At 50.9% G+C, this 21,978-nt stretch carries 26 protein-coding genes; 17 read left to right on the plus strand and 9 right to left on the minus strand.

Annotated elements, in window-relative coordinates; translation table 11 throughout:
• Positions 1-21 precede the first annotated feature (21 nt).
• The 3 genes from astA to BZJ18_RS01930 are packed head-to-tail and all read left to right on the plus strand — an operon-like array spanning position 22 to position 3,330.
• Positions 22-1,044 (plus strand): arginine N-succinyltransferase, encoded by a 1,023-nt coding sequence (gene astA / locus BZJ18_RS01920; protein ID WP_077455125.1) that lies wholly within the window; start codon positions 22-24, stop codon positions 1,042-1,044.
• Between the two features lie 2 nt (positions 1,045-1,046).
• Positions 1,047-2,525, plus strand: coding sequence for a succinylglutamate-semialdehyde dehydrogenase (gene astD / locus BZJ18_RS01925; RefSeq protein WP_077455126.1), 1,479 nt, complete (start codon positions 1,047-1,049; stop codon positions 2,523-2,525).
• A 10-nt stretch (positions 2,526-2,535) separates the two neighbouring features.
• Positions 2,536-3,330: a DUF1338 domain-containing protein gene (locus tag BZJ18_RS01930; RefSeq protein ID WP_077455127.1), complete on the plus strand. Its 795-nt coding sequence runs from the start codon at positions 2,536-2,538 to the stop codon at positions 3,328-3,330.
• Positions 3,331-3,381: 51 nt separating this feature from the next.
• Here the strand turns inward: BZJ18_RS01930 and BZJ18_RS01935 are convergent, their stop codons facing one another.
• The 7 genes from BZJ18_RS01935 to BZJ18_RS01965 form a co-directional block, all read right to left on the minus strand.
• Positions 3,382-4,248 carry a hypothetical protein gene (locus BZJ18_RS01935; RefSeq protein ID WP_077455128.1) on the minus strand — a complete coding sequence of 289 codons (867 nt, stop codon included), beginning with the start codon at positions 4,246-4,248 and terminating at the stop codon, positions 3,382-3,384.
• Between the two features lie 129 nt (positions 4,249-4,377).
• Positions 4,378-5,010 carry a cAMP-activated global transcriptional regulator CRP gene (gene crp, locus BZJ18_RS01940; protein ID WP_002535199.1) on the minus strand — a complete coding sequence of 211 codons (633 nt, stop codon included), beginning with the start codon at positions 5,008-5,010 and terminating at the stop codon, positions 4,378-4,380.
• A 251-nt stretch (positions 5,011-5,261) separates the two neighbouring features.
• Complete coding sequence (locus BZJ18_RS01945) at positions 5,262-6,131, minus strand: phosphoribulokinase (RefSeq protein WP_069589567.1); 870 nt, start codon at positions 6,129-6,131, stop codon at positions 5,262-5,264.
• A 59-nt stretch (positions 6,132-6,190) separates the two neighbouring features.
• Complete coding sequence (locus BZJ18_RS01950) at positions 6,191-6,409, minus strand: YheU family protein (RefSeq protein WP_069589565.1); 219 nt, start codon at positions 6,407-6,409, stop codon at positions 6,191-6,193.
• Between the two features lie 147 nt (positions 6,410-6,556).
• Entirely contained in the window at positions 6,557-7,519 is a 963-nt protein-coding gene (locus BZJ18_RS01955; RefSeq protein ID WP_077455129.1) for a hydrolase, read from the minus strand.
• Positions 7,506-8,051, minus strand: coding sequence for a TIGR02444 family protein (locus BZJ18_RS01960; protein ID WP_077455130.1), 546 nt, complete (start codon positions 8,049-8,051; stop codon positions 7,506-7,508). The genes BZJ18_RS01955 and BZJ18_RS01960 overlap by 14 nt, the downstream gene beginning before the upstream one ends.
• A complete protein-coding gene (locus BZJ18_RS01965; RefSeq protein ID WP_077455131.1) occupies positions 7,994-9,922 on the minus strand; it encodes an ABC transporter ATP-binding protein in 1,929 nt (642 codons plus the stop codon). Before BZJ18_RS01965 ends, BZJ18_RS01960 begins: the two co-directional genes overlap by 58 nt.
• Positions 9,923-10,098: 176 nt before the next feature.
• On the opposite strand from BZJ18_RS01965, the gene kefG reads away from it, so the two are divergent.
• The 4 genes from kefG to slyD are packed head-to-tail and all read left to right on the plus strand — an operon-like array spanning position 10,099 to position 13,224.
• Positions 10,099-10,683 carry a glutathione-regulated potassium-efflux system ancillary protein KefG gene (gene kefG / locus BZJ18_RS01970; RefSeq protein WP_077455132.1) on the plus strand — a complete coding sequence of 195 codons (585 nt, stop codon included), beginning with the start codon at positions 10,099-10,101 and terminating at the stop codon, positions 10,681-10,683.
• Positions 10,673-12,472: a glutathione-regulated potassium-efflux system protein KefB gene (kefB, locus tag BZJ18_RS01975; protein ID WP_077455133.1), complete on the plus strand. Its 1,800-nt coding sequence runs from the start codon at positions 10,673-10,675 to the stop codon at positions 12,470-12,472. The genes kefG and kefB overlap by 11 nt, the downstream gene beginning before the upstream one ends.
• A gap of 9 nt (positions 12,473-12,481) precedes the next feature.
• The gene (locus BZJ18_RS01980; protein ID WP_077455134.1) at positions 12,482-12,685 is read left to right on the plus strand and encodes a YheV family putative zinc ribbon protein; all 204 of its coding nucleotides are present in this window, start codon (positions 12,482-12,484) and stop codon (positions 12,683-12,685) included.
• A 50-nt stretch (positions 12,686-12,735) separates the two neighbouring features.
• Positions 12,736-13,224 carry a peptidylprolyl isomerase gene (slyD, locus tag BZJ18_RS01985; RefSeq protein ID WP_077455135.1) on the plus strand — a complete coding sequence of 163 codons (489 nt, stop codon included), beginning with the start codon at positions 12,736-12,738 and terminating at the stop codon, positions 13,222-13,224.
• Positions 13,225-13,318: 94 nt separating this feature from the next.
• On the opposite strand, the gene BZJ18_RS01990 is transcribed toward slyD, so the two are convergent.
• Both BZJ18_RS01990 and BZJ18_RS01995 read right to left on the minus strand, forming a co-directional pair.
• A complete protein-coding gene (locus BZJ18_RS01990; protein WP_069589556.1) occupies positions 13,319-13,540 on the minus strand; it encodes a SlyX family protein in 222 nt (73 codons plus the stop codon).
• A gap of 17 nt (positions 13,541-13,557) precedes the next feature.
• Complete coding sequence (locus tag BZJ18_RS01995) at positions 13,558-14,541, minus strand: WD40 repeat domain-containing protein (RefSeq protein WP_077455136.1); 984 nt, start codon at positions 14,539-14,541, stop codon at positions 13,558-13,560.
• Positions 14,542-14,667: 126 nt separating this feature from the next.
• On the opposite strand from BZJ18_RS01995, the gene fkpA reads away from it, so the two are divergent.
• From fkpA to tuf, 10 genes are all read left to right on the plus strand, one after another.
• Positions 14,668-15,456, plus strand: a complete 789-nt coding sequence (gene fkpA, locus BZJ18_RS02000) for an FKBP-type peptidyl-prolyl cis-trans isomerase (RefSeq protein ID WP_069589552.1) — start codon at positions 14,668-14,670, stop codon at positions 15,454-15,456.
• 125 nt (positions 15,457-15,581) lie between these two features.
• Positions 15,582-16,304, plus strand: a complete 723-nt coding sequence (locus tag BZJ18_RS02005; RefSeq protein WP_077455137.1) for a helix-turn-helix transcriptional regulator — start codon at positions 15,582-15,584, stop codon at positions 16,302-16,304.
• Positions 16,301-16,693, plus strand: coding sequence for a sulfurtransferase complex subunit TusD (gene tusD / locus BZJ18_RS02010; protein ID WP_069589550.1), 393 nt, complete (start codon positions 16,301-16,303; stop codon positions 16,691-16,693). Before BZJ18_RS02005 ends, tusD begins: the two co-directional genes overlap by 4 nt.
• Positions 16,694-16,701: 8 nt before the next feature.
• On the plus strand, positions 16,702-17,055 hold the full coding sequence (tusC, locus tag BZJ18_RS02015) for a sulfurtransferase complex subunit TusC (protein WP_077455138.1): 354 nt from the start codon (positions 16,702-16,704) through the stop codon (positions 17,053-17,055).
• Positions 17,056-17,064: 9 nt separating this feature from the next.
• The gene (gene tusB / locus BZJ18_RS02020) at positions 17,065-17,355 is read left to right on the plus strand and encodes a sulfurtransferase complex subunit TusB (protein ID WP_077455139.1); all 291 of its coding nucleotides are present in this window, start codon (positions 17,065-17,067) and stop codon (positions 17,353-17,355) included.
• 179 nt (positions 17,356-17,534) lie between these two features.
• Positions 17,535-17,909 carry a 30S ribosomal protein S12 gene (gene rpsL, locus BZJ18_RS02025; protein WP_069589545.1) on the plus strand — a complete coding sequence of 125 codons (375 nt, stop codon included), beginning with the start codon at positions 17,535-17,537 and terminating at the stop codon, positions 17,907-17,909.
• Positions 17,910-18,006: 97 nt separating this feature from the next.
• Positions 18,007-18,477, plus strand: a complete 471-nt coding sequence (rpsG, locus tag BZJ18_RS02030; protein WP_069589544.1) for a 30S ribosomal protein S7 — start codon at positions 18,007-18,009, stop codon at positions 18,475-18,477.
• Between the two features lie 75 nt (positions 18,478-18,552).
• Entirely contained in the window at positions 18,553-20,649 is a 2,097-nt protein-coding gene (gene fusA / locus BZJ18_RS02035; RefSeq protein ID WP_069589542.1) for an elongation factor G, read from the plus strand.
• Between the two features lie 103 nt (positions 20,650-20,752).
• Positions 20,753-20,959: a GTP-binding protein gene (locus BZJ18_RS02040; RefSeq protein WP_443216494.1), complete on the plus strand. Its 207-nt coding sequence runs from the start codon at positions 20,753-20,755 to the stop codon at positions 20,957-20,959.
• Positions 20,922-21,978 (plus strand): elongation factor Tu (tuf, locus tag BZJ18_RS02045; protein WP_077455141.1); only part of this gene is annotated, 1,057 nt, incomplete at its 3' end. The genes BZJ18_RS02040 and tuf, both read left to right, overlap by 38 nt.

Consider the following 21,978-nt stretch of genomic DNA (forward strand, 5'->3'; position numbering starts at 1 on the left):
TTACACTCGGAGGGATTTGAGATGTTAGTTATTCGGCCTATCCGTGCGTCAGATTTTGATGCACTGATGTTGTGTGCGGAAGAGTCCGGTCATGGATTTACCTCATTGCCGGTTGATGCCGATTTGCTACAAGGACGTATCAACAATTCGCTAGAAAGCTTTGCCAAGCACGTCACTAGCCCTGGCATGGAAGGCTACCTGATGGTAGCCGAAGATACCGAAACGGGCGAGGTTGCAGGTACCACAGGGATCGAGGCGGCAATCGGCCTCGATAACCCCTTTTATAGTTATCACTTAACCAAAGTGGTGCATTCATCGCGCAAGCTCAATGTCCATAACATTGTTGAAGTGCTGACGTTTGGCAATAACTACACCGGAGCAACGGAAATTTGCACCCTGTTTTTGCGTCCTGAGTTTCGGGGTGGCCTCAACGGTAAACTGCTTTCCAAATGTCGCTTCTTGATGCTCGCCGAGTTTCCTGAGCGCTTTGCGGATGTGGTGTTTGCCGAAATGCGTGGCGTGTCTGATGATGATGGCAATTCGCCTTTCTGGCAGTGGCTTAAGGACAACTTCTTTTCGATTGACTTTACTTTGGCCGATTACCTAACCGGTATCGGTGCGAAAGGGTTTATTGCCGACTTAATGCCTAAGTTGCCGATTTACGTCAGTCTGTTGAGTGAAGAAGCGCGTGCCGTGATTGGACAAGTGCACCCGAAAACACGGCCGGCACTGCGTCTGTTGGAGAAAGAAGGCTTTTCGTGTCGAGGATATGTCGACATCTTTGATGCCGGTCCAACGGTCGAGTGTTTGCGCCACAATATCGAATCGGTCCGCCATTCATTTAATGCGACTGCTAGCGTGCGTGAGCACAGCAGTGCTCAGCACTACTTAATTTCGAATACCGATTTTGCGGGCTTCCGCGCGACTGTGGCGAAAGCGGCACTTGATCCGGAAACCAATCACGTTGTGATTGCGCCAGAGGTTGCCGAAGCGCTGCAAGTTAAAGACGGCGATCGACTCCGTTTGATCGCGATGGAGGAGTAAGGATGACACATCAAACCGCAGGCCATTTGATCAATGGTGAATGGACGCCGGGTGAAGGCGACGTCATGACTTCGCTAAACCCTTTTGATAGCCGTTGTATTTGGCAAGGCAATGAAGCCACGAAACCGCAGGTTGAACAAGCGGTAAGCGCGGCACGACAAGCCTTTCTTACTTGGCGGAATACCGATTTTGCCGAGCGCCAAGCCTTGGTAGAACGCTTCGCTGAAATTGTGAAAGCCAATACCGACGATCTGGCGCGTACCATCGCTGAAGAAACTGGCAAGCCGTTTTGGGAAACCAAAACCGAAGTGGGCGCCATGGTGGGTAAAATTGCCATTTCGCTGCGCGCTTACCATGAACGTACAGGATCGCGGGAAAAAGACGTCAATGGTACGCAAGCTGTACTGCGTCATCGTCCCCTTGGTGTGATGGCAGTGTTTGGGCCGTATAATTTCCCCGGTCACTTGCCTAATGGCCATATTGTCCCGGCACTATTGGCCGGAAACAGTGTGGTTTTCAAGCCGTCCGAACTGACGCCTAAAGTGGCTGAACAAACCCTTGGCTACTGGTTAGAAGCCGGTCTACCTGCTGGGCTGATTAACTTGGTGCAAGGGGGCCGTGATACCGGCGAAGCGCTAGCACAAGCTCGAGGTATTGATGGCCTTCTATTTACCGGGAGTGCCAACACCGGACACATCCTCCATCGCCAGTTTGCCGGCCAACCGGACAAAATGCTGGCATTGGAAATGGGGGGCAATAATCCACTGGTTATCAGTGATAAACACAGTGGTGTGGATGCCACGGTTTATACCATTATTCAATCGGCTTACCTCAGTGCCGGTCAGCGTTGTACCTGTGCACGTCGTCTACTTCTTCCTGAAGGGGAGGCGGGTGACAAGATCTTGGCGCGCTTAGCGGCGTGGACTAAAACGATCCGTGTAGGCGGACAGTTCGATGATCCGGCGCCCTTTATGGGCGCACAGATCTCGGTGGCGGCAGCTGAAGGGATCTTAGCCACTCAGCAAAAACTGATCGATCTCGGTGGCAAGCCAGTCGTGGCGTGTGAACATCGCCATGATGCCGTGATCTCGCCGGGGATCATTGATGTTAGCGGGATCGCCGAGTTAAACGATGAAGAATACTTCGGTCCTTTATTGCAGGTGCAGCGTTACACCGATATGGCTGATGCATTGACGAAAGCGAATGATACCCGCTATGGCTTATCGGCAGGCCTTATCAGTGACGACGATGGTGAATGGCAATACTTCCTTGACCATATTCGCGCCGGTATTGTAAACCGTAACCGTCAATTAACCGGTGCCAGTGGGGATGCCCCATTTGGTGGTCCGGGCGCGTCGGGTAACCTACGTCCTAGTGCTTATTATGCCGCCGATTATTGTGCCTACCCTATGGCATCGATGGAAGGCGAGCAGGTCACCTTGCCCGAGAGCTTTGCGCCGGGGATCACGCCTCTTGATTAAGGAGAACAACATGGATAGTTGCCAAGCGTTATTTGACAGACTGTGGCAAGACTACACCCAGCGTCTTTGCCCTTCTGCGCAGAAAGTGCATGGGTTGCTCGAAGAAGGCCAACCCCTGATCAATGATCACATTGCACTGCGCACCTTTGCACTGCCTAATGTAGGGCTGGACAAGCTTGCCCGTCCTTTTATTGCCTTGGGCTATGAGCCGAAAGGTGAGTACACCTTTGAAGCGAAGAAGCTCAACGCACGTCACTACGAGCATCCCGATCCCTTGATGCCGAAAGTGTTTATTAGCGAATTGATGGTAGGCCAATGCTCAACAAGATTGCAATCCATCGTGCGCGACTTAGTGGCGAACGTGGATGATGATGCGCTGAAAGGGAGCGATTTTCTTCATCAAGGACGTTTGTGGGAGTTGGATTGGCAAACCTACAAGACGTTAGCGGATGAAAGTGAATATGCAGCTTGGGTGGCAGCGCATGGCTATGGGGCGAACCACTTTACTGTCAGTGTGAATCAGCTGAATAACCATGATAACTGTCAAGCGGTCAACGATACCTTGCGCCAAAATGGGTTTACCATWAATGAATCTGGCGGGGAGGTCAAAGGGGATGCATCAGTCTTTTTGGAGCAATCCTCGACGATGGCTGATCGCGTGCCGGTGCAGTTTAGCGATGCACGCCATGATATTCCGGGTGGTTTCTACGAGTTTGCGAAACGGTATCCGCTTCCGGACGGTGAACTTTATCAAGGTTTYGTCGCCGCCTCGGCTGATAAAATCTTTGAAAGTACGCATCAATAGTGGCGAGAGAAGAAAAGGAGAGCGATGCTCTCCTTTTTTGGTTGGCGGTGTTTAGCGACTTTCAATATCGAGCCAGAATTTATCGTCAATTGCCTGAGTCTCATTACTCAGATGTGGGTTGTCGACCCGAATAAACGTGCGCTCACCAATATTGGCTTTCTCAAAGGTCTCTTTTACCAGAGGGGCATTCTCAAAAAATTCGATGAAGGATCCGTCTTGATAGGCGGCCGCAAAGGCATCGTTGAGCATGGTCGCTACCTCTGGGTTTTGGGGCGATACAAACAAGAACATTGGGAAGCGGTAGATCAGCATTAAGTGCGGATCAACCAACAGATTTGTATATTGAGGTCGCTCTGCCAGCTCGCTAAAAGGTTCGATAAGCGCACGCGGGAAGAGGTCGGCCCGTCCGGTATCGACGCCTTTAAAGATATTCTCAAAGCTTGAGATTTCTCGAACCCGAAATCCCGCCGACTGCAAGACCTTCACATCCGCCCAGCCTTGCCCTTGGATCATGGTCAGACTATTGAGCCCTGCTTGGTCACTGATTTGTGCAAGCTTGGGTTCGGTGGCTTGATTGGTAATGAACAAGCGATGGCCTAATAGACCCCGAAAGACTGGATAACGGATGGGAAGTAACTCTGACTCAAGGGTACGGTCGGCCCCGAGCCAATCTACCGTCAGTCGTCCTTGTTTTAGCATTTCCACTTTACGAGACTGAGAGCCAATTTGACCTTGAAAGGCTTGTAAAGTGACAGACTCACCTGATTTTTCCGCTAAAAACTCAATCAAGTCGATAGCGTATAAATCGAGGGCAGAGCCAGCCCGTGGTTCTGGATGGACAATGGTGATATTCGCCGCAGCAGTTGAAGAAACCGCCGCGAGTAGCAATGCAGCAAGGGTTTGACGTAAGCTTCTCATAAACGACATCCTGTTAATCAGTTGTTAGATTGGTCGTTTTTGAAGTGTAGAACTTGGTTAATGAGTTTTCAGTCAATAAAAATAAAAAAACCGACGCAAAAACGCCGGTTTTGTCGCAACACGCGAGGATTAGCGTGTGCCGTAAACCACAATGGTTTTACCGTGAGCTGAGATAAGGTTCTGCTCTTCCAGCATTTTAAGGATACGCCCAACCGTCTCTCGCGAACAGCCAACAATCTGACCAATCTCTTGACGTGTGATCTTGATTTGCATGCCGTCAGGGTGAGTCATGGCGTCAGGTTGCTTCGCCAAGTTCAGTAGGGTTTGCGCAATGCGGCCGGTCACGTCCAGGAAGGCAAGGTCTCCCACTTTCTGGCTGGTCACTTGCAGGCGACGCGCCATCTGAGAGGATAGACGCATCAAAATGTCTGGGTTAACTTGGATCAGCTGGCGGAATTTCTTGAATGAAATTTCTGCCACTTCGCAAGGTGATTTCGCACGTACCCATGCGGTGCGCTCTTGGTCCTCTTCGAACAGACCAAGTTCGCCGATGAAGTCACCTTGGTTAAGGTAAGACAGGATCATCTCCTTGCCTTCTTCATCTTTGATTAGTACGGCCACAGAACCTTTCACGATGTAGTACAAGGTCTCCGCCTTTTCCCCTGCATGGATCAGAGTACTTTTGGACGGGTACTTGTGAATATGACAATGTGAAAGGAACCACTCGAGTGTAGGGTCTGTTTGAGGTTTTCCTGGAACCATATAACTTATTTCCTCTGCATGTGTTGCCCGGCAACGACGTCCTGTCTTTGTCTGAATGGAAACCCATCAGTCCAATGCACAGAATACGAGGTCTTGGCGCAGGCTACAAGCTCACTGTATGTTAACAAGAGTGTATCTTTTTTCTATCTGGATTTCTTGATTTTGATCTAAGCCAACCGCCTAAAAATTCGGCAAAAATGTGGCTAAGATCACGACCTGAGAAGTAATACACGTTAAGTGCGCTACGGCGGTTAACCTATCTTGCCTTTCTCAATCAACTGTTGGATCAAGGGGCGAATAATCAGCTCCATTGCAAATCCCATTTTACCGCCGGGCACGACCAGCGTGTTGTGCCGAGACATAAACGCGCCACTGATCATTTGCAGTAAGTAAGGAAAATCGACGTTCTTCATACCACGAAAGCGGATCACGACAAAGCTTTCGTCGAGTGACGGGATCCCTTTTGCATTCAGCGGGTTGGATGTGTCTACGGTCGGGACACGTTGGAAGTTAATATGCGTGCGAGAAAACTGCGGCGTAATGTAGTGCAAATAATCATCCATGGAGCGCACGATCGAGTCCGTGACGGCCTCGCGGGAATGGCCTCGGTCGCGCGTATCGCGGACAAACTTTTGAATCCACTCCAAGTTAACGATAGGCACCATGCCGATCAGTAAATCAACATGCTGGGCGACATTGACGTCACCATCCACCACCCCGCCATGCAAGCCTTCATAAAATAATACGTCGGTATTTTCAGGCAGATCTTGCCAGGGAGTGAAGGTGCCCGGCATTTGGTTATAAGGCACGGCTTCATCAAAGGTGTGTAGATAACGACGGTATTTACCTGTGCCTTGTTCGCCATATTCTTTAAAAAATTGCTCAAGGCGTGGGAAGTCGTTGGCCGTGGGGCCAAAGTAGCTAATATGACGACCTTGTTCACGGGCTTTACGGATCTCAACATCCATTTCTGGCCGCGTGAAGCGGTGAAAGCTATCGCCCTCTAACCAAGAGGCTTTGATGTTCATCATATTGAACATCTTACGAAACGCTTCGGAGGTCGTGGTTGTGCCTGCGCCGGATGAACCGGTCACAGCGATGATTGGGTGTTTAGCCGACATGACGAGCCCTGTCATTGATCAGTCTGAATTTACACCGCAGCCCACAAGGGGAGGCGGTGTTACGGTCTGAGATCGCGCTGACGACGAATATCCACTGTCTCATGCAGCTCAGAGTATACAATCACGGCGTCGCCGGATTTTAATTGTTCACGCACTTGTTCAACTTTCTCAGCAAAGCTGACTTCCTGCTCACCGTAATCTGTCCCTTCCCTCAACACAAAGTGTTCAATTAAATTGGTCAAGGTCTCGGCTGGCACAGATTGCCATGGAACCATCATACTACATCACCTTTTGCTGACATCGGGATGGCACGGACGCCATCTCCATGCTTAGGTTGTGAATTAGCTCCCATTTTACCGAATTATGCGTGTAGGTGCAGTGTGTCTATGTCGATTTAGTCACAATTTATCGTGACGATTGGGGCATCAGGTGTCGAGTTGCTCAGCTATCCACGCGGGCACTGCCTCTTCCAACCATAAACGCGGTGCACGCCAATGGCCAGTGACAAACCCAACATGTCCGCCATGGTCAGTGAGTTGATAGCGTATATTGGCCGGTAATGGCGTGGTTGGGATCACCGCATCAGTCATAAAAGGATCGTCTTTGGCATGAATGATGGTCAAAGGGGCGCGGATCGCAGGCAACACGGATAAGCCACTGCATTGCTGGTAGTAATGATGTGCGTCCTCAAACCCATGCAGTGGTGCGGTGACGGTTTGATCAAACTCGAATAAGGTCGAAATACGGGGCTGCTCGCCTGCTTGCCAGCGACCCACTTGGGCGTGTCGCGTGAGCTTATCTGACAGGGTTTGTCGCATCGAGCGAAGTAGGTACGCTTGGTAGACACGTGAGAACCCTTGCTGAATGCGTAACGAGCAGGCGGCAAGGTCTAAGGGGGGTGACACTGCGCAGCCACTGGAGACAATCGGATCGTCCGCATACTCTGCCAAATAGCGCACCAGCATGTTGCCGCCTAGCGATACGCCCACGGCATGAATAGGATGCTGAGGATAACGCATGCGTAATGTGGTCAAAAAATAGCGCGCATCCTGTGTCTCGCCTGAGTGATAAGTGCGCGGGACGCGGTTTAAGCGGCCACTGCAACTACGAAAGTGCATCACCACACCGCACCAGCCTTGGCGCTGAAAAGCAGCCAGTAATCCATTCGCGTACGGGCTATGAAAACTGCCAGCGAGGCCATGAAAAAGCACCACTATCGGTTGGCCGGGCTGAGGCGTCTGTGTCCAAGCGAGATCGACGAAATCACCATCCGGTAAATCCAGCTGTTGCCACAAAGGAGAGATCACGGGTTGCCGCCGCATCAGCCGTGGCATGATGGTTTGTAGATGAGGATTACGGGCGCTGGGAATCGGTTCAAAAGGCGTCATCAGCGTCTCCTTGATCATCTTCTTTAACCACACCGGCGCGCAGAGTGGGATAGAGCGATTTGGCCGAGGGCGAGAGTTGACGGCAATAATACGCCAACGGCGAGGGCGACTCGGTCAGCCATGTTTGTTGATTCAAGGCGTGGATGAGGTCTTGTTGTTGGAACTTCTCGAGGCTGAGCTCGAAATTCAGCATTTTTTTATATTGTCCCGCGCCAACGCGCGGTTTGATATCGCGACGTAGGTTGCGGTAGGCAATCAGCAAATGCTCAGAGCGGCTGAGCGATTGTTTAAGTTGGCTGAGGCTCTCTGGGGCAAGGCCATAGCCATGGCTTTCTAGCCAAGCCAGCAACAAGGCAAGGTTGACGTTGCCCTGATGCTGATCTTGCAATTTAAGACACGCCTGTTTGACGTCTTGCTTGCCATAGTGTTGCAAACAAAACTGCCACAGGTCGGCTGCATTCGCTTGGCCGGGAATTAGGCTTGATTGAATGCCGCCTCCATGGCTTCCAGTTCTTCCTGTCGCTCCATCCATTCTTGCTCTACCTCTTCCAGCGCTGATTTGGCATCAGCCTGGCGTTGTAATTGTTGCGCGAGTTGGGCTTTTTGGTCTGCGCCATAAATTGTTGGGTCGGCCAGTTTGGTCTCTGCATCGGCAATAATGGCAGAGAGCTGTTCGATTTTTGTGTCTAGGCTGTCAATTTTTTTACGAAGTGGCGCGGTTTTTTGGCGAAGTTCGGCCTCGCGACGCTTTTGTGCCTTACGATCGACCTGACGTTGCTGGGGGGCGGCTTTGTCATCGGCGTTTTGTTTTTTACTTTCCGCGCGGTCGGCACGCTGTTGCTCGCCAAGCCAGCGATGGTAGTCGTGTAAGTCACCGTCAAAGGGTTGCACCGCGCCGTTGTCGACAAGATAAAGATCGTCGGTGGTCGCGCGCAGCAGAAAGCGATCATGGCTTACGATCACCATCGCCCCTTCAAACGATTGTAGGGCAAGCGTCAAGGCTTGGCGCATATCTAAATCAAGGTGGTTAGTCGGTTCGTCAAGCAGCAGCAGGTTAGGCTTTTGCCACACCAATAACGCTAATACCAAGCGTGCCTTCTCGCCTCCCGAAAAGGGACCAATGGTCTCAAGCGCTTTATCACCCTGAAAGCCAAAGCGCCCTAAGAAGTCACGTAGCGTTTGCTCGGCTGTGGTGGGCGCAAGGCGATTCATATGTTGCAGTGGGGTTTCGTCAATGCGCAAGGTATCGAGTTGATGCTGCGCAAAATAGCCAATTTTTACCCCTTGGGAGTAACTGAGCTCACCAGCCATGGCTGGCAAGGTGCCAGCAAGAAGTTTGATCAGCGTAGACTTACCCGCACCATTGCGGCCTAACAAACCAATACGCGCGCCTGGGACTAGGTTGAGGCGGATATTTTCCACAATCGGTGTCTTGTCGTACCCCGCAGCGACTTTGTCCATCATCAAGATAGGATTTGGGAGCGCATCTGGGGTGAAAAAGGTAAAGCTAAATGGATTATCGTATTGCGCCGGCAACACCTTTTCCATCCGCTCCAGTGCCTTAATCCGGCTTTGCGCTTGGCGCGCCTTTGAGGCTTTATAACGAAAGCGGTCGATGTAAGATTGCATGTGGGCAATCTGCTTTTTTTGCTTTTCAAACTGCGCTTGTTGTTGCGCCAGCTTCTGCGCCCGCATCTGCTCGAAGTCGGAATAATTGCCCGTGTATTCATTCAGCTGTTGATGCTCAATATGAATAATACGGTTGACGACAGGATCCAAAAAGTCCCGGTCGTGGGAAATCAGCACCAAGGTACCGGGGTATTGCTGCAGCCATTTTTCCAGCCACATCACGGCATCTAAATCGAGGTGGTTGGTTGGCTCATCAAGCAGCAAGAGGTCAGAACGACACAGCAGTGCTTGGGCAAGGTTTAAGCGCATCCGCCAGCCGCCCGAAAATTGCGTGAGTGACCATTGCATTTGCGCCTGACTAAAGCCCAAACCATCGAGCAAACTGGCGGCGCGCGCCTCAATACTGTAGCCACCAATGGCATCCAGTTTATCGTGTAAGGTCGCCACGGCATGACCGTCATCGCGTTGTTCCGCATCCGCCAAGGCCATCTGCAGTTCACGGTATTCAGCATCGCCATCAATGACATACTCGAGCGCACTTTTTTCCAGTGCGGGCGTTTCTTGTGCCACCCATGCTACTTGCCATTGGCTAGGATAATGATAGCTGCCCGCATCTAACGTCAGCTGGTGGCGAAGCAGTGCAAACAAGCTGGATTTGCCACAGCCGTTTTTGCCGACCAATCCGACTTTGTCGCCGGGATGGATGGTGGCAGAAGTATGATCGAGCAGTGGCTTGCCACCGCGCAGTAATTGGATGTCAGAAAAGCTAATCATGATTATTCAGTGCGCTAGTGTGGTTTGGGTGCGTCGTCGTTATACCAGCTTGGTGCGGGGATTGCCAAATTTCCCCGCCAGCAGGCCTAACTGGCGCGATCTGTGTTGTGTGTTTTGTGTGTTAAGGTTAAAAACAAGCATGAAAACTGACTCTTGCCGTGATAACAAGGATGCCTATGCCCAATGACAAGGATGCACATCAAGACCCCGCGTCGGTGTTGGTGATCTTTGCCCATCCAGACCCCGATCAGTCGGTGGCGAACCGACGTCTGCTTGCCACTATCTCTTCGTTTCCGCATGTGACTGTTCACGATATTTACGCAACTTATCCCGACTTTGTGGTTGATGTGCACGATGAGCGCCGACGGGTGCAACAAGCTGATGTGATTGTTTTTCAGCACCCGCTACAAATGTATTCCTGTCCGGCGTTATTGAAAGAATGGATTGATGTGGTGCTAGGCAAAGGTTTTGCGCATGGCGAGGGAGGCGATGCGCTAGCAGGAAAAACCTGCCGTTTTGTCGTCACCACCGGAGGGGCGGCTGAGGCGTTCACCAAAAGCGGATACAACAAGTATTCGATGCAAGAGCTTCTCCAACCGTTTGAGCTGACCGCCGCCCTGTGCCGCATGACGTGGCTTCCGCCGCTAGTCTTGCACTGGGCACGCCGTGTTAGTGATGCCGATCGGGATGCGTTTGCGGAACTGTATGCCGATTGGATTCGTGATCCGCTCGTCCATGCGGGAGGTGAGCATGGAGCATAACTTGCTGTCCGCGGCCTTTATTTTTCTGTTAGCGGCGGTGATTGCCGTCCCACTCGCGCAGCGGTTAGGGATGGGCTCGGTATTAGGCTATCTGATGGCCGGCATCGTGATTGGTCCATGGGGGCTCGGACTTATCAGCGATGTGGAGTCTATTCTCCATTTTTCTGAATTCGGGGTGGTATTGCTGCTGTTTCTGATTGGCTTGGAGCTAAATCCTAAAAAACTGCTGCAGATGCGCCGGCCGATACTGGGCCTGGGCGGCAGCCAAGTGGTGGTGACCACCTTGGTGATAGGTGCCGTCGGGGTGATGTTTGGTCTGACGGAACGGCAGGGCTTTATTGTGGGCATGGCCATGGCGCTTTCCTCCACCGCCATTGCGATGAAAATTATAGAAGACCAGCGCCTTATGCGCAGTGAATCCGGTCAAGCAGGGTTTGCAATTCTGTTGTTTCAAGATATCGCGGTCATCCCCATGTTAGCGGTGATGCCCGCGCTGGCAGGAGGCAGCCTCGGCAGCTGGTTAGATGTGCTATGGATGTTTATGGGCATTGGCGCACTGTTGGTTGGTGGGCACTTCTTACTTCGGCCTCTATTCCGTTTGGTGGTTATGAGCGGGGTCAGCGAGCTGTTTAACGTGGCAGCACTGGCCTTGGTGATTGGCATTGCGCTTGCGATGCAGCAGTTGGGTCTTTCGATGGCGCTAGGTGCGTTCCTAGCAGGTGTGCTGCTTGCGGAGAGTGAGTATCGCCACGAACTCGAAACCGCCATCGACCCCTTTAAAGGGTTGCTGTTAGGGCTGTTTTTTATTGCGGTCGGGATGGCGGTGGATCTCGGTCTACTGTTGGAATATCCGCTGACCTTGCTCGGTGCGGTACTTGCACTGGTGTGCGGTAAGGCGTTACTTATCTATCTGCTCGCGCGTCTATTTGGTGTGGCACCTAAAGCGCGCAGTCAAATGGCGGTGTTGCTTAGCCAAGGCGGTGAATTTGCTTTTGTGATCTTTACGGCGGCACGTGCAGAAGGATTACTCAGCCAAGAATTGAATGCCTTTTTGCTGGTGGTGGTGAGTCTGTCGATGATGACCACCCCCTTGATGCTTACCTTGCAGCAACGCTGGTTTGAACGCACTTTTAATGAACCAGAGGAGTTACCGCCACAGACGCAATTTGATCAACATGACGCGCGCGTCATCATCGCGGGCTTTGGTCGGTTTGGTCAAGTGGTTGGTCGGTTGATGTTTGCCAACAAAATTGGTGTCACCATCTTGGAACGTGATCCCACCCAAATCAAACTATTACGCAAGTTCGGGTATGATGTGTATTACGGTGATGCGACGCAGCTTGATTTGCTACGGGCGGCAGGAGCGCAAAGCGCAGAGGCGATTGTGATTTGCACCGACTCGCCGGATGAAGTGATGGAGATTGTTGATCTTTGTCAGCGGCATTTCCCTAACTTAAAGATATTAGCGCGAGCACGAAGTCGGGTGGAGGCTTATCAGCTCATGGGCTTAGGCGTCGAAACCTTGTCGCGGGAGACATTTCTTGGCGCGCTTGATTTAGGTCGACAGACGCTAGAGTCTTTGGGAATGCACCCTTACAAAGCAAAACGTGCCGAGGTGTTGTTCCGCAAGCTAGATATGCGGGTATTGCAAGACCTCTTACCCCAGCACAATGAAGATATGGCTGCCGCTTCACGCGTGAAAGAGGCGCGTAAAGAATTGGAAGAGATCTTTGATCGGGAAATGCGTGGTGATATTGAGCGCCACCAGAGTTGGAACCGAGATGAATAGGATAGAATTGTGAAAAAGCGCTTTATTGCCGGGGCGGCGTGCCCCAAATGTCAGCGTCAAGACACCTTGCGAGTCTGGCGCGAAAACAATATTGACAAAGTGGAATGTGTCAGCTGCGATTACCATGAGAGTCGGCTTCCGGATTCGGCACAGCAGTCACAGTCTGAAACCCCGCCGGCAGAGAATGTCATTGGGATCTTTAAACCGGAGTAGGGAATCCGTTATCATCGGCAGTCCATTAACCTTCCGGTCTCGGAGCGAGCATGAAAATTGCAAATGATGTGGTGGTCAGCCTGGCCTACCAAGTAAAAAATGAAGACGGTGCGTTAGTTGATGAATCAACAGCGCAAGAACCCCTCCAGTACCTACACGGTCACCGTAACCTGATCGTTGGTCTGGAAAAGGCACTGGAAGGTCGTGAGAAAGGCGACGCGTTTGAAGTGACCGTAGGTCCTGACGATGCATACGGTGAGTATCAAGAAGCCATGGTACAACGCGTACCGGCGAACGTATTCCAAGGCGTAGACCAAGTGGAAGTCGGCATGCGCTTTATGGCGGAAACTGACCAAGGTCAGATCCCGGTTGAAGTCACCGAAGTTGACGGTGACGAAGTTGTTGTTGATGCCAACCACATGCTGGCAGGCCAAACTCTGTCATTCTCTGTGGAAGTGGTTGATCTACGTGCAGCAACCGAAGACGAAATTGCTCATGGCCATATTCACCAAGAAGGTGGCTGCGGTCACGATCACTAATCAGTGATTAGCAACGAGAAAAGGCGCCGGTTTGGCGCCTTTTTTATTTCATATCCGCCGTCTTTAGGCGTGTATCGACACCAGCGCTTGGCAATTAATAATGCGGCGGTGGGGTTTCTTCCGATTGGCTGGCGATGTTGGCCGGCGCGACGTCCTTCAGTTTGCCGACCAAATACTGAATTTGCACTGTCATACGTTCAATATCGCCTTGCTGTTGGGTGAGAGCGTCATTGAGCTGTTCTATTGTGTCTTCTTGAAACGCGACCTTGCACTCTAGATCGTCAATTTGTTGCTGTAATTTGCCAATCTCACTCATTTTTGTTTCTCACTGCATTAAGGGGTGTCGGTTAACCAAGCCTGGGCGATGCCCGCCGAGGTACCGGAAATCACACGGCCGGTTGGGTCGATAGCGACATCATACACGACCGCGCTGGGAGGGCGAGTATTGGGTTGTGCCAATGCCTCCCAACGTCCTAGATTCTCACCGGTCTGAACATCCCAAAGCTCGACCCGCTGTGAGGGGGTACCGGTGGCGAGTCGGCGGCCGTCATCGGAAAAGCGTGCACTGGCATAAATCGCTTGGCGCGCAAAGATATCCAATTGACTGACTTTTTCACCGCTGGGTAAGGCCCAGATAATCGCTTGATTGCTGCCATCCGAGACAAAGGCATACTTCCCTTCCCGTTGCAGCGCCACTTGCTTCACCCGTTGGTCATAAGGAAAGTCGTTGATAATTTGCCCGGAATTAGTGTCCCAAAAATAGGCATGATGGTCATTGCCCCCTGAGAGGACGTAAGCGCCGTTCGGGGAAATGGCGACCGCATTGACTTTATCGCGATGGGCAAGGAACTCTAAGCGTCTTCCTGTGCCTAAGTCGATGAATAGCGCTTTGCCGTCCGACATCGCGAGGACCACTTTTTGGCCGTTGTTGCTGATAGCCGCATCACGGATAATGCCTTCAGAGACCGACCACAAACCCTCGGCTTGGCTCCAGGCAAGATCCCAGACAGCAAAATTTCGCGCGGTCGCGGTGATGGCATAGCGTTTATTGTCGGAGATATGGCTGACCACCACAGGGTTTGCATTGGGATCTTGGGGCCCAAGATCCGCCAGCTTTTGGTTGGTGACCAGATCCCACAGCACAATGTCGGTTTCTTCGGAGGCGAGCAGCGCAAATCGCCCGTCTCTACTCAGGCTAAAGCTGGTGGCGCCTTCAGGATGGATTGACCAACGCTGSGCTTCTTTGCCAGACTGCCAACAGCCAGTTAGCGTGATGGCGATGAGAAAAATGCAAACAATGTGGCGAATTTTGGGCATGATGCTTGAGTTCCGAAACGTGCAGCCATATAACCACGAGTATATTGATAGAATCAGGCTTTCGCATTGTTGATGCGTCAGTGACAACCATACGAGGATTTATCCTTACCATCAACGGAGTACCCAATGAAATCAGTAATGAAGATGTCGCTACTCGCGGCAACCGTTGCCCTTGCCGTCGGCTGCCAACAAGACGACGCTAACGTCGAGCAGACGAACCAAGCCGCTGAGCAGGCGCAAGCGGAAGCGTCGTTTGCTAATGATGACGACAAGGCAGCCTACGCGATTGGTGCGTCTTTAGCGCAATACCTCAACGCCAATCTAGAGCAACAAGCCGACATTGGTTTGGATTTAGATAAAGAGTTGGTATTGCAAGGGGTGCAGGACGTCTTTAATGGCGAATCCAAGCTGACCGACGAGCAAGCGCAAGCGGCACTGCAGTCACTCGATCAACGCGTGACTGAGCTGGCCCAGCAACAAGCCAAAGAGAAAGCAGAAGCTGCGCTGGCTGACGGTGAAAAGTATCGCACTGAATTTGCGAGCCAAGAGGGCGTGAAAGAAACCGAATCTGGCTTGTTATACAAAGTGGATAGCTTAGGTGACGGTAAAAAACCCGCGGCGGAAGACACTGTGGTGGTGCACTATAAAGGCACCCTGACAGATGGTACCCAATTTGATAGCTCTTACGATCGTGGCGAGCCAGCAACCTTCCCGCTTAATCGTGTGATCCCAGGTTGGACCGAAGGGGTGCAGCTGATGCCAGTTGGATCTAAATTTACCTTCGTGATCCCGCCAGAGCTGGCTTACGGTGACCAAGATACGGCGTCCATTCCTGCGAACTCAACGCTTGTGTTTGATGTTGAGCTACTGGAAATCAAAGACGATGCCAACAAAGAGAAGGCGAGTGAAGGGTAAACCTGACGCTTGTTTTCGCGCCAAAATGCCTCGGCTTTGCCGGGGCTTTTGCTTTTTTAGGGCCGGATTCTGTTAAACTTGGCTGAGATAAACACAGATTCACTGTCGAATAAGGATAGGCGTACGTGGTACCGACAGAGCATTTTGGCGCAGAAATCATGACAGAAAGCGAGCTCATTGAGCCGAATCCATTTACTGCGCAAGACAGTGTGATTTTACACTCTTATGCCGCGGTCGTAGACGGCTTGGCTGCGCTAATTGGCGAGCATTGTGAAATCGTACTGCACTCGCTAGAAGACTTGAACAAGTCAGCAATCAAAATTGCCAATGGTGAAAACACCGGTCGCCAAGTGGGGTCTCCCATCACGGATTTGGCCTTACGGATGTTGCGGGACATTGAGGGGTCTGAGCGTAATTTTTCTCACGCCTACTTTACGCGCGCGAAAAGTGGCACCTTAATGAAATCGATCACGGTTGCCATCCGCAATGGTGAAAGCCGCATTATCGGGCTGTTATGTATCAATATAAACTTAGATGCCCCTTTCTCTCAGGTGCTGCAAGCGTTTATGCCTGATGATCAAGCCAAGCAAGCCGCGTCATCGGTTAACTTTGCCAGTGATGTAGAAGAGCTGGTGGACCAAACCGTTGAGCGTACCATTGAAGAAGTCAACGCGGATAAAAGTGTGTCTAATAACACCAAAAACCGCCAAATTGTGATGGCGCTTTATGATAAAGGGATCTTTGATATCAAAGATGCTATTCATCGTGTCGCTGATAGGCTCAACATATCGAAGCACACTGTGTATCTTTACGTGCGCCAACGCAAAACGGGAGATGGGGAAAAATGAGCCTCAATTATGTACTCGTGGTCTCAGAGCCGGCTTATGGGACGCAACTTGCGCGTACGGCCTATCAATTTGCGTGTGCGGCCATTGCCAAAGGGCACAGTGTCAGCAAAGTGTTTTTCTACCAAGATGGTGTATTAAACGGGGCTGCGACAACGGTGCCTGCGAATGACGAATTTGACTTGGTTAATGCATGGCAGACTTTAGCCAATGAACATCAGGTTCAACTCGAAACCTGTGTGGCTGCCGCATTACGCCGCGGTATTGTGAGCGAGCAAGAAGCGATGCAGCATGGCTTGTCACAAGCGAACCTAGCTGATGGGTATCAACAAGCCGGTCTCGGAGCCTTAGCAGAAGCTTTGTTGACTGCCGATCGTGTACTGCAATTTTAAGAGGACGTATGCAACTCGGGTTTGTTTTTTCAACGGCACCGCATGGTTCAGCGAGCGGACGTGAGGGGTTAGATGCGCTGTTAGCGACATCCGCTTTTTGCGAAACGATTAGCGTGTTCTTCATTGGCGATGGGGTGATGCAATTGATTGATGGGCAGCGCCCAAGCACAGTGCTGAGTCGCGATTATATTGCCAGCTTTAAAATGCTACCGCTGTGTGATGTAGAAGATATCTATATTTGCCAAGCGTCACTGATGGCGAGAGGCATGGGTGATGCGGCGCGCGTGTTGACGGGCGAAGTGCTGGAACGTGAGCATATTCAGGCAAAGCTCGCTCGCTGCGATCGCATCCTGCATTTTTAAGAGAGTCAGATGCTACATATTATCAAATCGTCCCCTTATGCAACGCATGCGCTGTCGCACTGTTTGGCGTATGCCACTCCTGACAGTGTCATTGTCTTGATCAATGATGCTGTCCTCGGCGCACTGGCCAATAGCCCTCTGGGTGCGGCGCTTTTTACAGATAACCGTTCGGTTTATGTGCTAGAAGAAGATGTGATGGCCCGCGGGGTGCAAGCCCATCTACATCCGCAAGTTAAACAGATTGATATGCAAGGCTTGGTTCAACTCACCGAGGATCACGTCACGCAAATGACATGGTGATCGACTAGGCTATCGAAGGATAAAAATGCCTTCCTTGCTATCGGTGAAAAAACAGACGATGCAAAGATCTCTGTATAAATCTTGACACCCTATAAGTCGGCGCCTAAAATTTCGCGTCCCCGTTTTATTGGGGATAGATTTTTCACACTTATACGTTAAGTAATATCAGGAGCTATTTAATGGCAACTATTAACCAGCTGGTACGCAAACCACGCCTGAAGCAAGTTGCGAAAAGCAACGTGCCTGCGCTGGAAGCGTGTCCGCAAAAACGTGGTGTTTGTACTCGTGTTTACACCACTACGCCAAAAAAACCAAACTCAGCACTGCGTAAAGTATGCCGTGTGCGTTTGACTAACGGTTACGAAGTAACCTCATACATCGGTGGTGAAGGCCACAACCTGCAAGAGCACAGTGTTGTGCTTATCCGCGGCGGTCGTGTAAAAGACTTGCCGGGTGTGCGTTACCACACTGTTCGTGGCGCACTTGACTGTGCAGGCGTTAACGGCCGTAAACAAGGTCGTTCTAAGTACGGTGTGAAGCGTCCTAAGTCTTAATGGATTCCGTTAAGTAAGGCCAAACACTCAAACAATTGAATTTTGAAAAAACTGAAAAGTTTTGGATAAAACCTGAAGAAGACAACGGAGATAATCCATGCCACGTCGTCGCGTAATTGGTCAGCGTAAAATTCTTCCAGATCCTAAGTTCGGATCAGAATTGCTGGCAAAATTTGTGAACATCCTGATGGTTGACGGTAAGAAGTCAACTGCTGAAAAAATCGTTTACGGTGCACTAGACATCATGGCTGAGCGTTCTGGTAAAGAGCACTTGGCTGTATTCGAACAAGCTCTTGAAAACGTACGCCCAGCGGTCGAGGTTAAATCTCGCCGTGTAGGTGGTTCAACTTACCAAGTACCAGTAGAAGTGCGTCCTGTGCGTCGTAACGCGCTGGCTATGCGTTGGTTGGTTGAAGCTGCTCGTAAGCGTGGTGAAAAATCTATGGCTCAGCGCCTGGCCAACGAGATGCTTGATGCGTCTGAAAACAAAGGTACTGCTGTTAAGAAACGTGAAGACGTTCACCGTATGGCAGACGCGAACAAAGCGTTCGCACATTACCGCTGGTAATGCCTTCATGGCGCGTCACTTCGGTGGCGCGCCGAACCCATTTTCTAAGGTTAACCTTAGTAAGAGGATACTATTGTGGCTCGTAAAACCCCTATCGAGCGCTACCGTAACATCGGTATTTGTGCTCACGTAGACGCCGGTAAAACCACGACTACCGAGCGGATCCTGTTCTACACAGGTCTGTCACACAAAATCGGTGAGGTTCATGACGGCGCAGCAACCATGGACTGGATGTCGCAGGAGCAAGAGCGCGGCATTACTATCACCTCTGCAGCAACTACCACTTTCTGGGCAGGTTCTGATCAACAATTTGAACAGCACCGTGTCAACATCATCGATACTCCAGGACACGTTGACTTCACTATCGAAGTAGAGCGTTCACTGCGTGTTCTTGATGGTGCGGTTGTTGTTTTCTGTGGTTCTTCTGGTGTTGAGCCTCAGTCTGAAACCGTATGGCGTCAGGCTGACAAATACGAAGTTCCACGCATGGTTTTCGTCAACAAGATGGACCGTGCGGGCGCAGACTTCCTACGCGTTGTTGATCAAATCAAAAACCGCCTTGGCGCGACCCCTGTGCCAATTCACTTGAACATTGGCGCAGAAGACCAGTTCAAGGGCGTTATTGACCTGATCAAAATGAAAGCGATCAACTGGAACGAAGAAGACATGGGTATGACTTATACCTATGAAGAGATTCCAGCTGAGCTTCAAGAGCAAGCAGAAGAGTGGCACAACTTCTTGGTTGAGTCTGCTGCAGAAGCGTCTGAAGAGCTGATGGACAAGTACCTTGAAGAAGGTGAGTTGTCTGAAGAAGAAATCAAGAAGGCGCTGCGTCAGCGTACTCTAGATAACGAAATCGTACTGGCAACCTGTGGTTCTGCATTTAAGAACAAAGGTGTTCAGGCAGTACTGGATGCGGTTATCGAATACTTGCCTTCACCAATCGACGTTAAGTCAATCAAAGGTGAAGACGAAGCTGGTAACCCAATTGAGCGTCACGCAGACGACAAAGAACCGTTCTCAGCGTTGGCATTCAAAATTGCAACTGACCCATTCGTAGGTACGCTGACCTTTATGCGTGTTTACTCGGGCGTTGTTAACTCAGGCGACACTGTTTACAACTCTGTTAAGCAGAAGCGTGAGCGTCTAGGCCGTATCGTACAGATGCACTCGAACAAGCGTGAAGAAATCAAAGAAATTCGCGCCGGTGACATTGCAGCTGCAATCGGTCTAAAAGACGTGACTACTGGTGATACTCTGTGTGCGATGGATTCAAAAGTAATCCTAGAGCGTATGGAATTCCCTGATCCAGTTATTCAGATCGCGGTTGAGCCTAAGTCTAAAGCAGACCAAGAGAAAATGGGTATCGCACTAGGTAAACTAGCAGCAGAAGATCCATCTTTCCGCGTTGAGTCTGACGAAGAGTCTGGCCAGACCCTGATCTCTGGTATGGGTGAGCTTCACCTAGACATCATCGTTGACCGTATGCGTCGTGAGTTTAACGTTGAATGTAACGTTGGTAAGCCTCAGGTAGCGTACCGTGAAACTATCCGTGGTAGCACGGAAGTTGAAGGCAAGTTCGTTAAGCAATCAGGTGGTCGTGGTCAGTTTGGTCACGTATGGCTGAAGCTTGAGCCATCTGAGCCAAACGAAGGCTTTGTCTTTGTTGACGAAATCGTTGGTGGTGTAGTTCCACGTGAATACATCGGCGCGGTAGCGAAAGGCGTTGAAGAGCAAATGGCAAACGGTGTACTTGCCGGTTACCCTGTGCTTGACGTTAAAGCAACCCTGTACGATGGTTCTTACCACGATGTTGACTCCAACGAAATGGCGTTTAAGATCGCTGCATCAATGGCATTCAAGAAAGGTGCACTGCAAGCGCAACCTGTTATGCTTGAGCCAATGATGAAAGTAGAAGTAACTACGCCAGAAGAGTGGATGGGTGACGTTGTTGGTGACTTGAACCGTCGCCGTGGCCTGATTGGCGGTATGGACGAGGGCCCAGCGGGTCTGAAGATCGTACGTGCTCAGGTACCACTGTCTGAAATGTTCGGTTACGCCACTGACCTGCGTAGTGCAACTCAGGGTCGTGCTTCATACTCAATGGAATTCAGCGAGTATGGCGAAGTGCCTAAGAACATTGCCGACGCCCTGATTGCAGAGCGTAGCTAATTTTTATTAGTCTCGATGCCGGCGTGTTGTCGGCATCCAATACTGACTTCTGAGCTAGTTAGGTGTTGATACCTTTAGCTCACAACTAGGAAGGAAGACGATCGTGTCTAAAGAAAAATTTGAACGTACGAAACCGCACGTTAACGTTGGTACTATCGGCCACGTTGACCACGGTAAAACTACTCTGACTGCCGCTATCTGTACTGTACTTGCAAAAGTACACGGTGGTGCAGCGCGTGACTTCGCATCAATCGATAACGCACCAGAAGAGCGTGAGGTGGTATCACCATCGCGACTTCGCNTGTCCTAAAGAAAAATTTGAACGTACGAAACCGCACGTTAACGTTGGTACTATCGGCCACGTTGACCACGGTAAAACTACTCTGACTGCCGCTATCTGTACTGTACTTGCAAAAGTACACGGTGGTGCAGCGCGTGACTTCGCATCAATCGATAACGCACCAGAAGAGCGTGAGCGTGGTATCACCATCGCGACTTCGCACGTAGAATACGATACGCCAACTCGCCACTACGCGCACGTTGACTGCCCAGGGCACGCCGACTACGTGAAAAACATGATCACCGGTGCAGCGCAAATGGACGGTGGTATCCTAGTAGTAGCAGCGACTGATGGCCCAATGCCACAGACTCGTGAGCACATCCTGCTAGGCCGTCAGGTAGGCATCCCATACATCATCGTATTCATGAACAAATGTGACATGGTTGATGATGAAGAGCTGCTTGAGCTAGTTGAAATGGAAGTACGTGAGCTGCTTTCAGAGTATGACTTCCCAGGTGACGACTGCCCAGTAATCCAAGGTTCAGCACTAGGTGCTCTGAACGGTGAAGAGCAGTGGGAACAGAAGATTGTTGAGCTAGCGGAAGCACTGGAYTCTTACATCCCAGAGCCAGAGCGTGCGATCGACAAGCCGTTCATCCTGCCAATCGAAGACGTATTCTCAATCCAAGGCCGTGGTACTGTAGTAACTGGTCGTGTTGAGCAAGGCATCATCACCGTTGGTGACGAAGTAGAAATCGTTGGCATGAAAGACACCACCAAGACCACTTGTACTGGTGTTGAAATGTTCCGTAAGCTTCTAGACGAAGGCCGTGCTGGTGAGAACGTTGGTGTTCTTCTGCGTGGTACTAAGCGTGACGAAGTTGAGCGTGGTCAAGTACTGGCGAAGCCTGGTTCAATCACCCCGCACACTAAGTTCGAGTCAGAAGTATACGTACTGTCTAAAGACGAAGGCGGCCGTCATACTCCGTTCTTCAAAGGCTACCGTCCACAGTTCTACTTCCGTACAACTGACGTGACCGGTACTATCG

It is taken from the genome of Salinivibrio sp. IB872 (assembly GCF_001995345.1).
In the GTDB taxonomy this organism is placed as follows: Bacteria; Pseudomonadota; Gammaproteobacteria; order Enterobacterales; family Vibrionaceae; genus Salinivibrio; species Salinivibrio proteolyticus.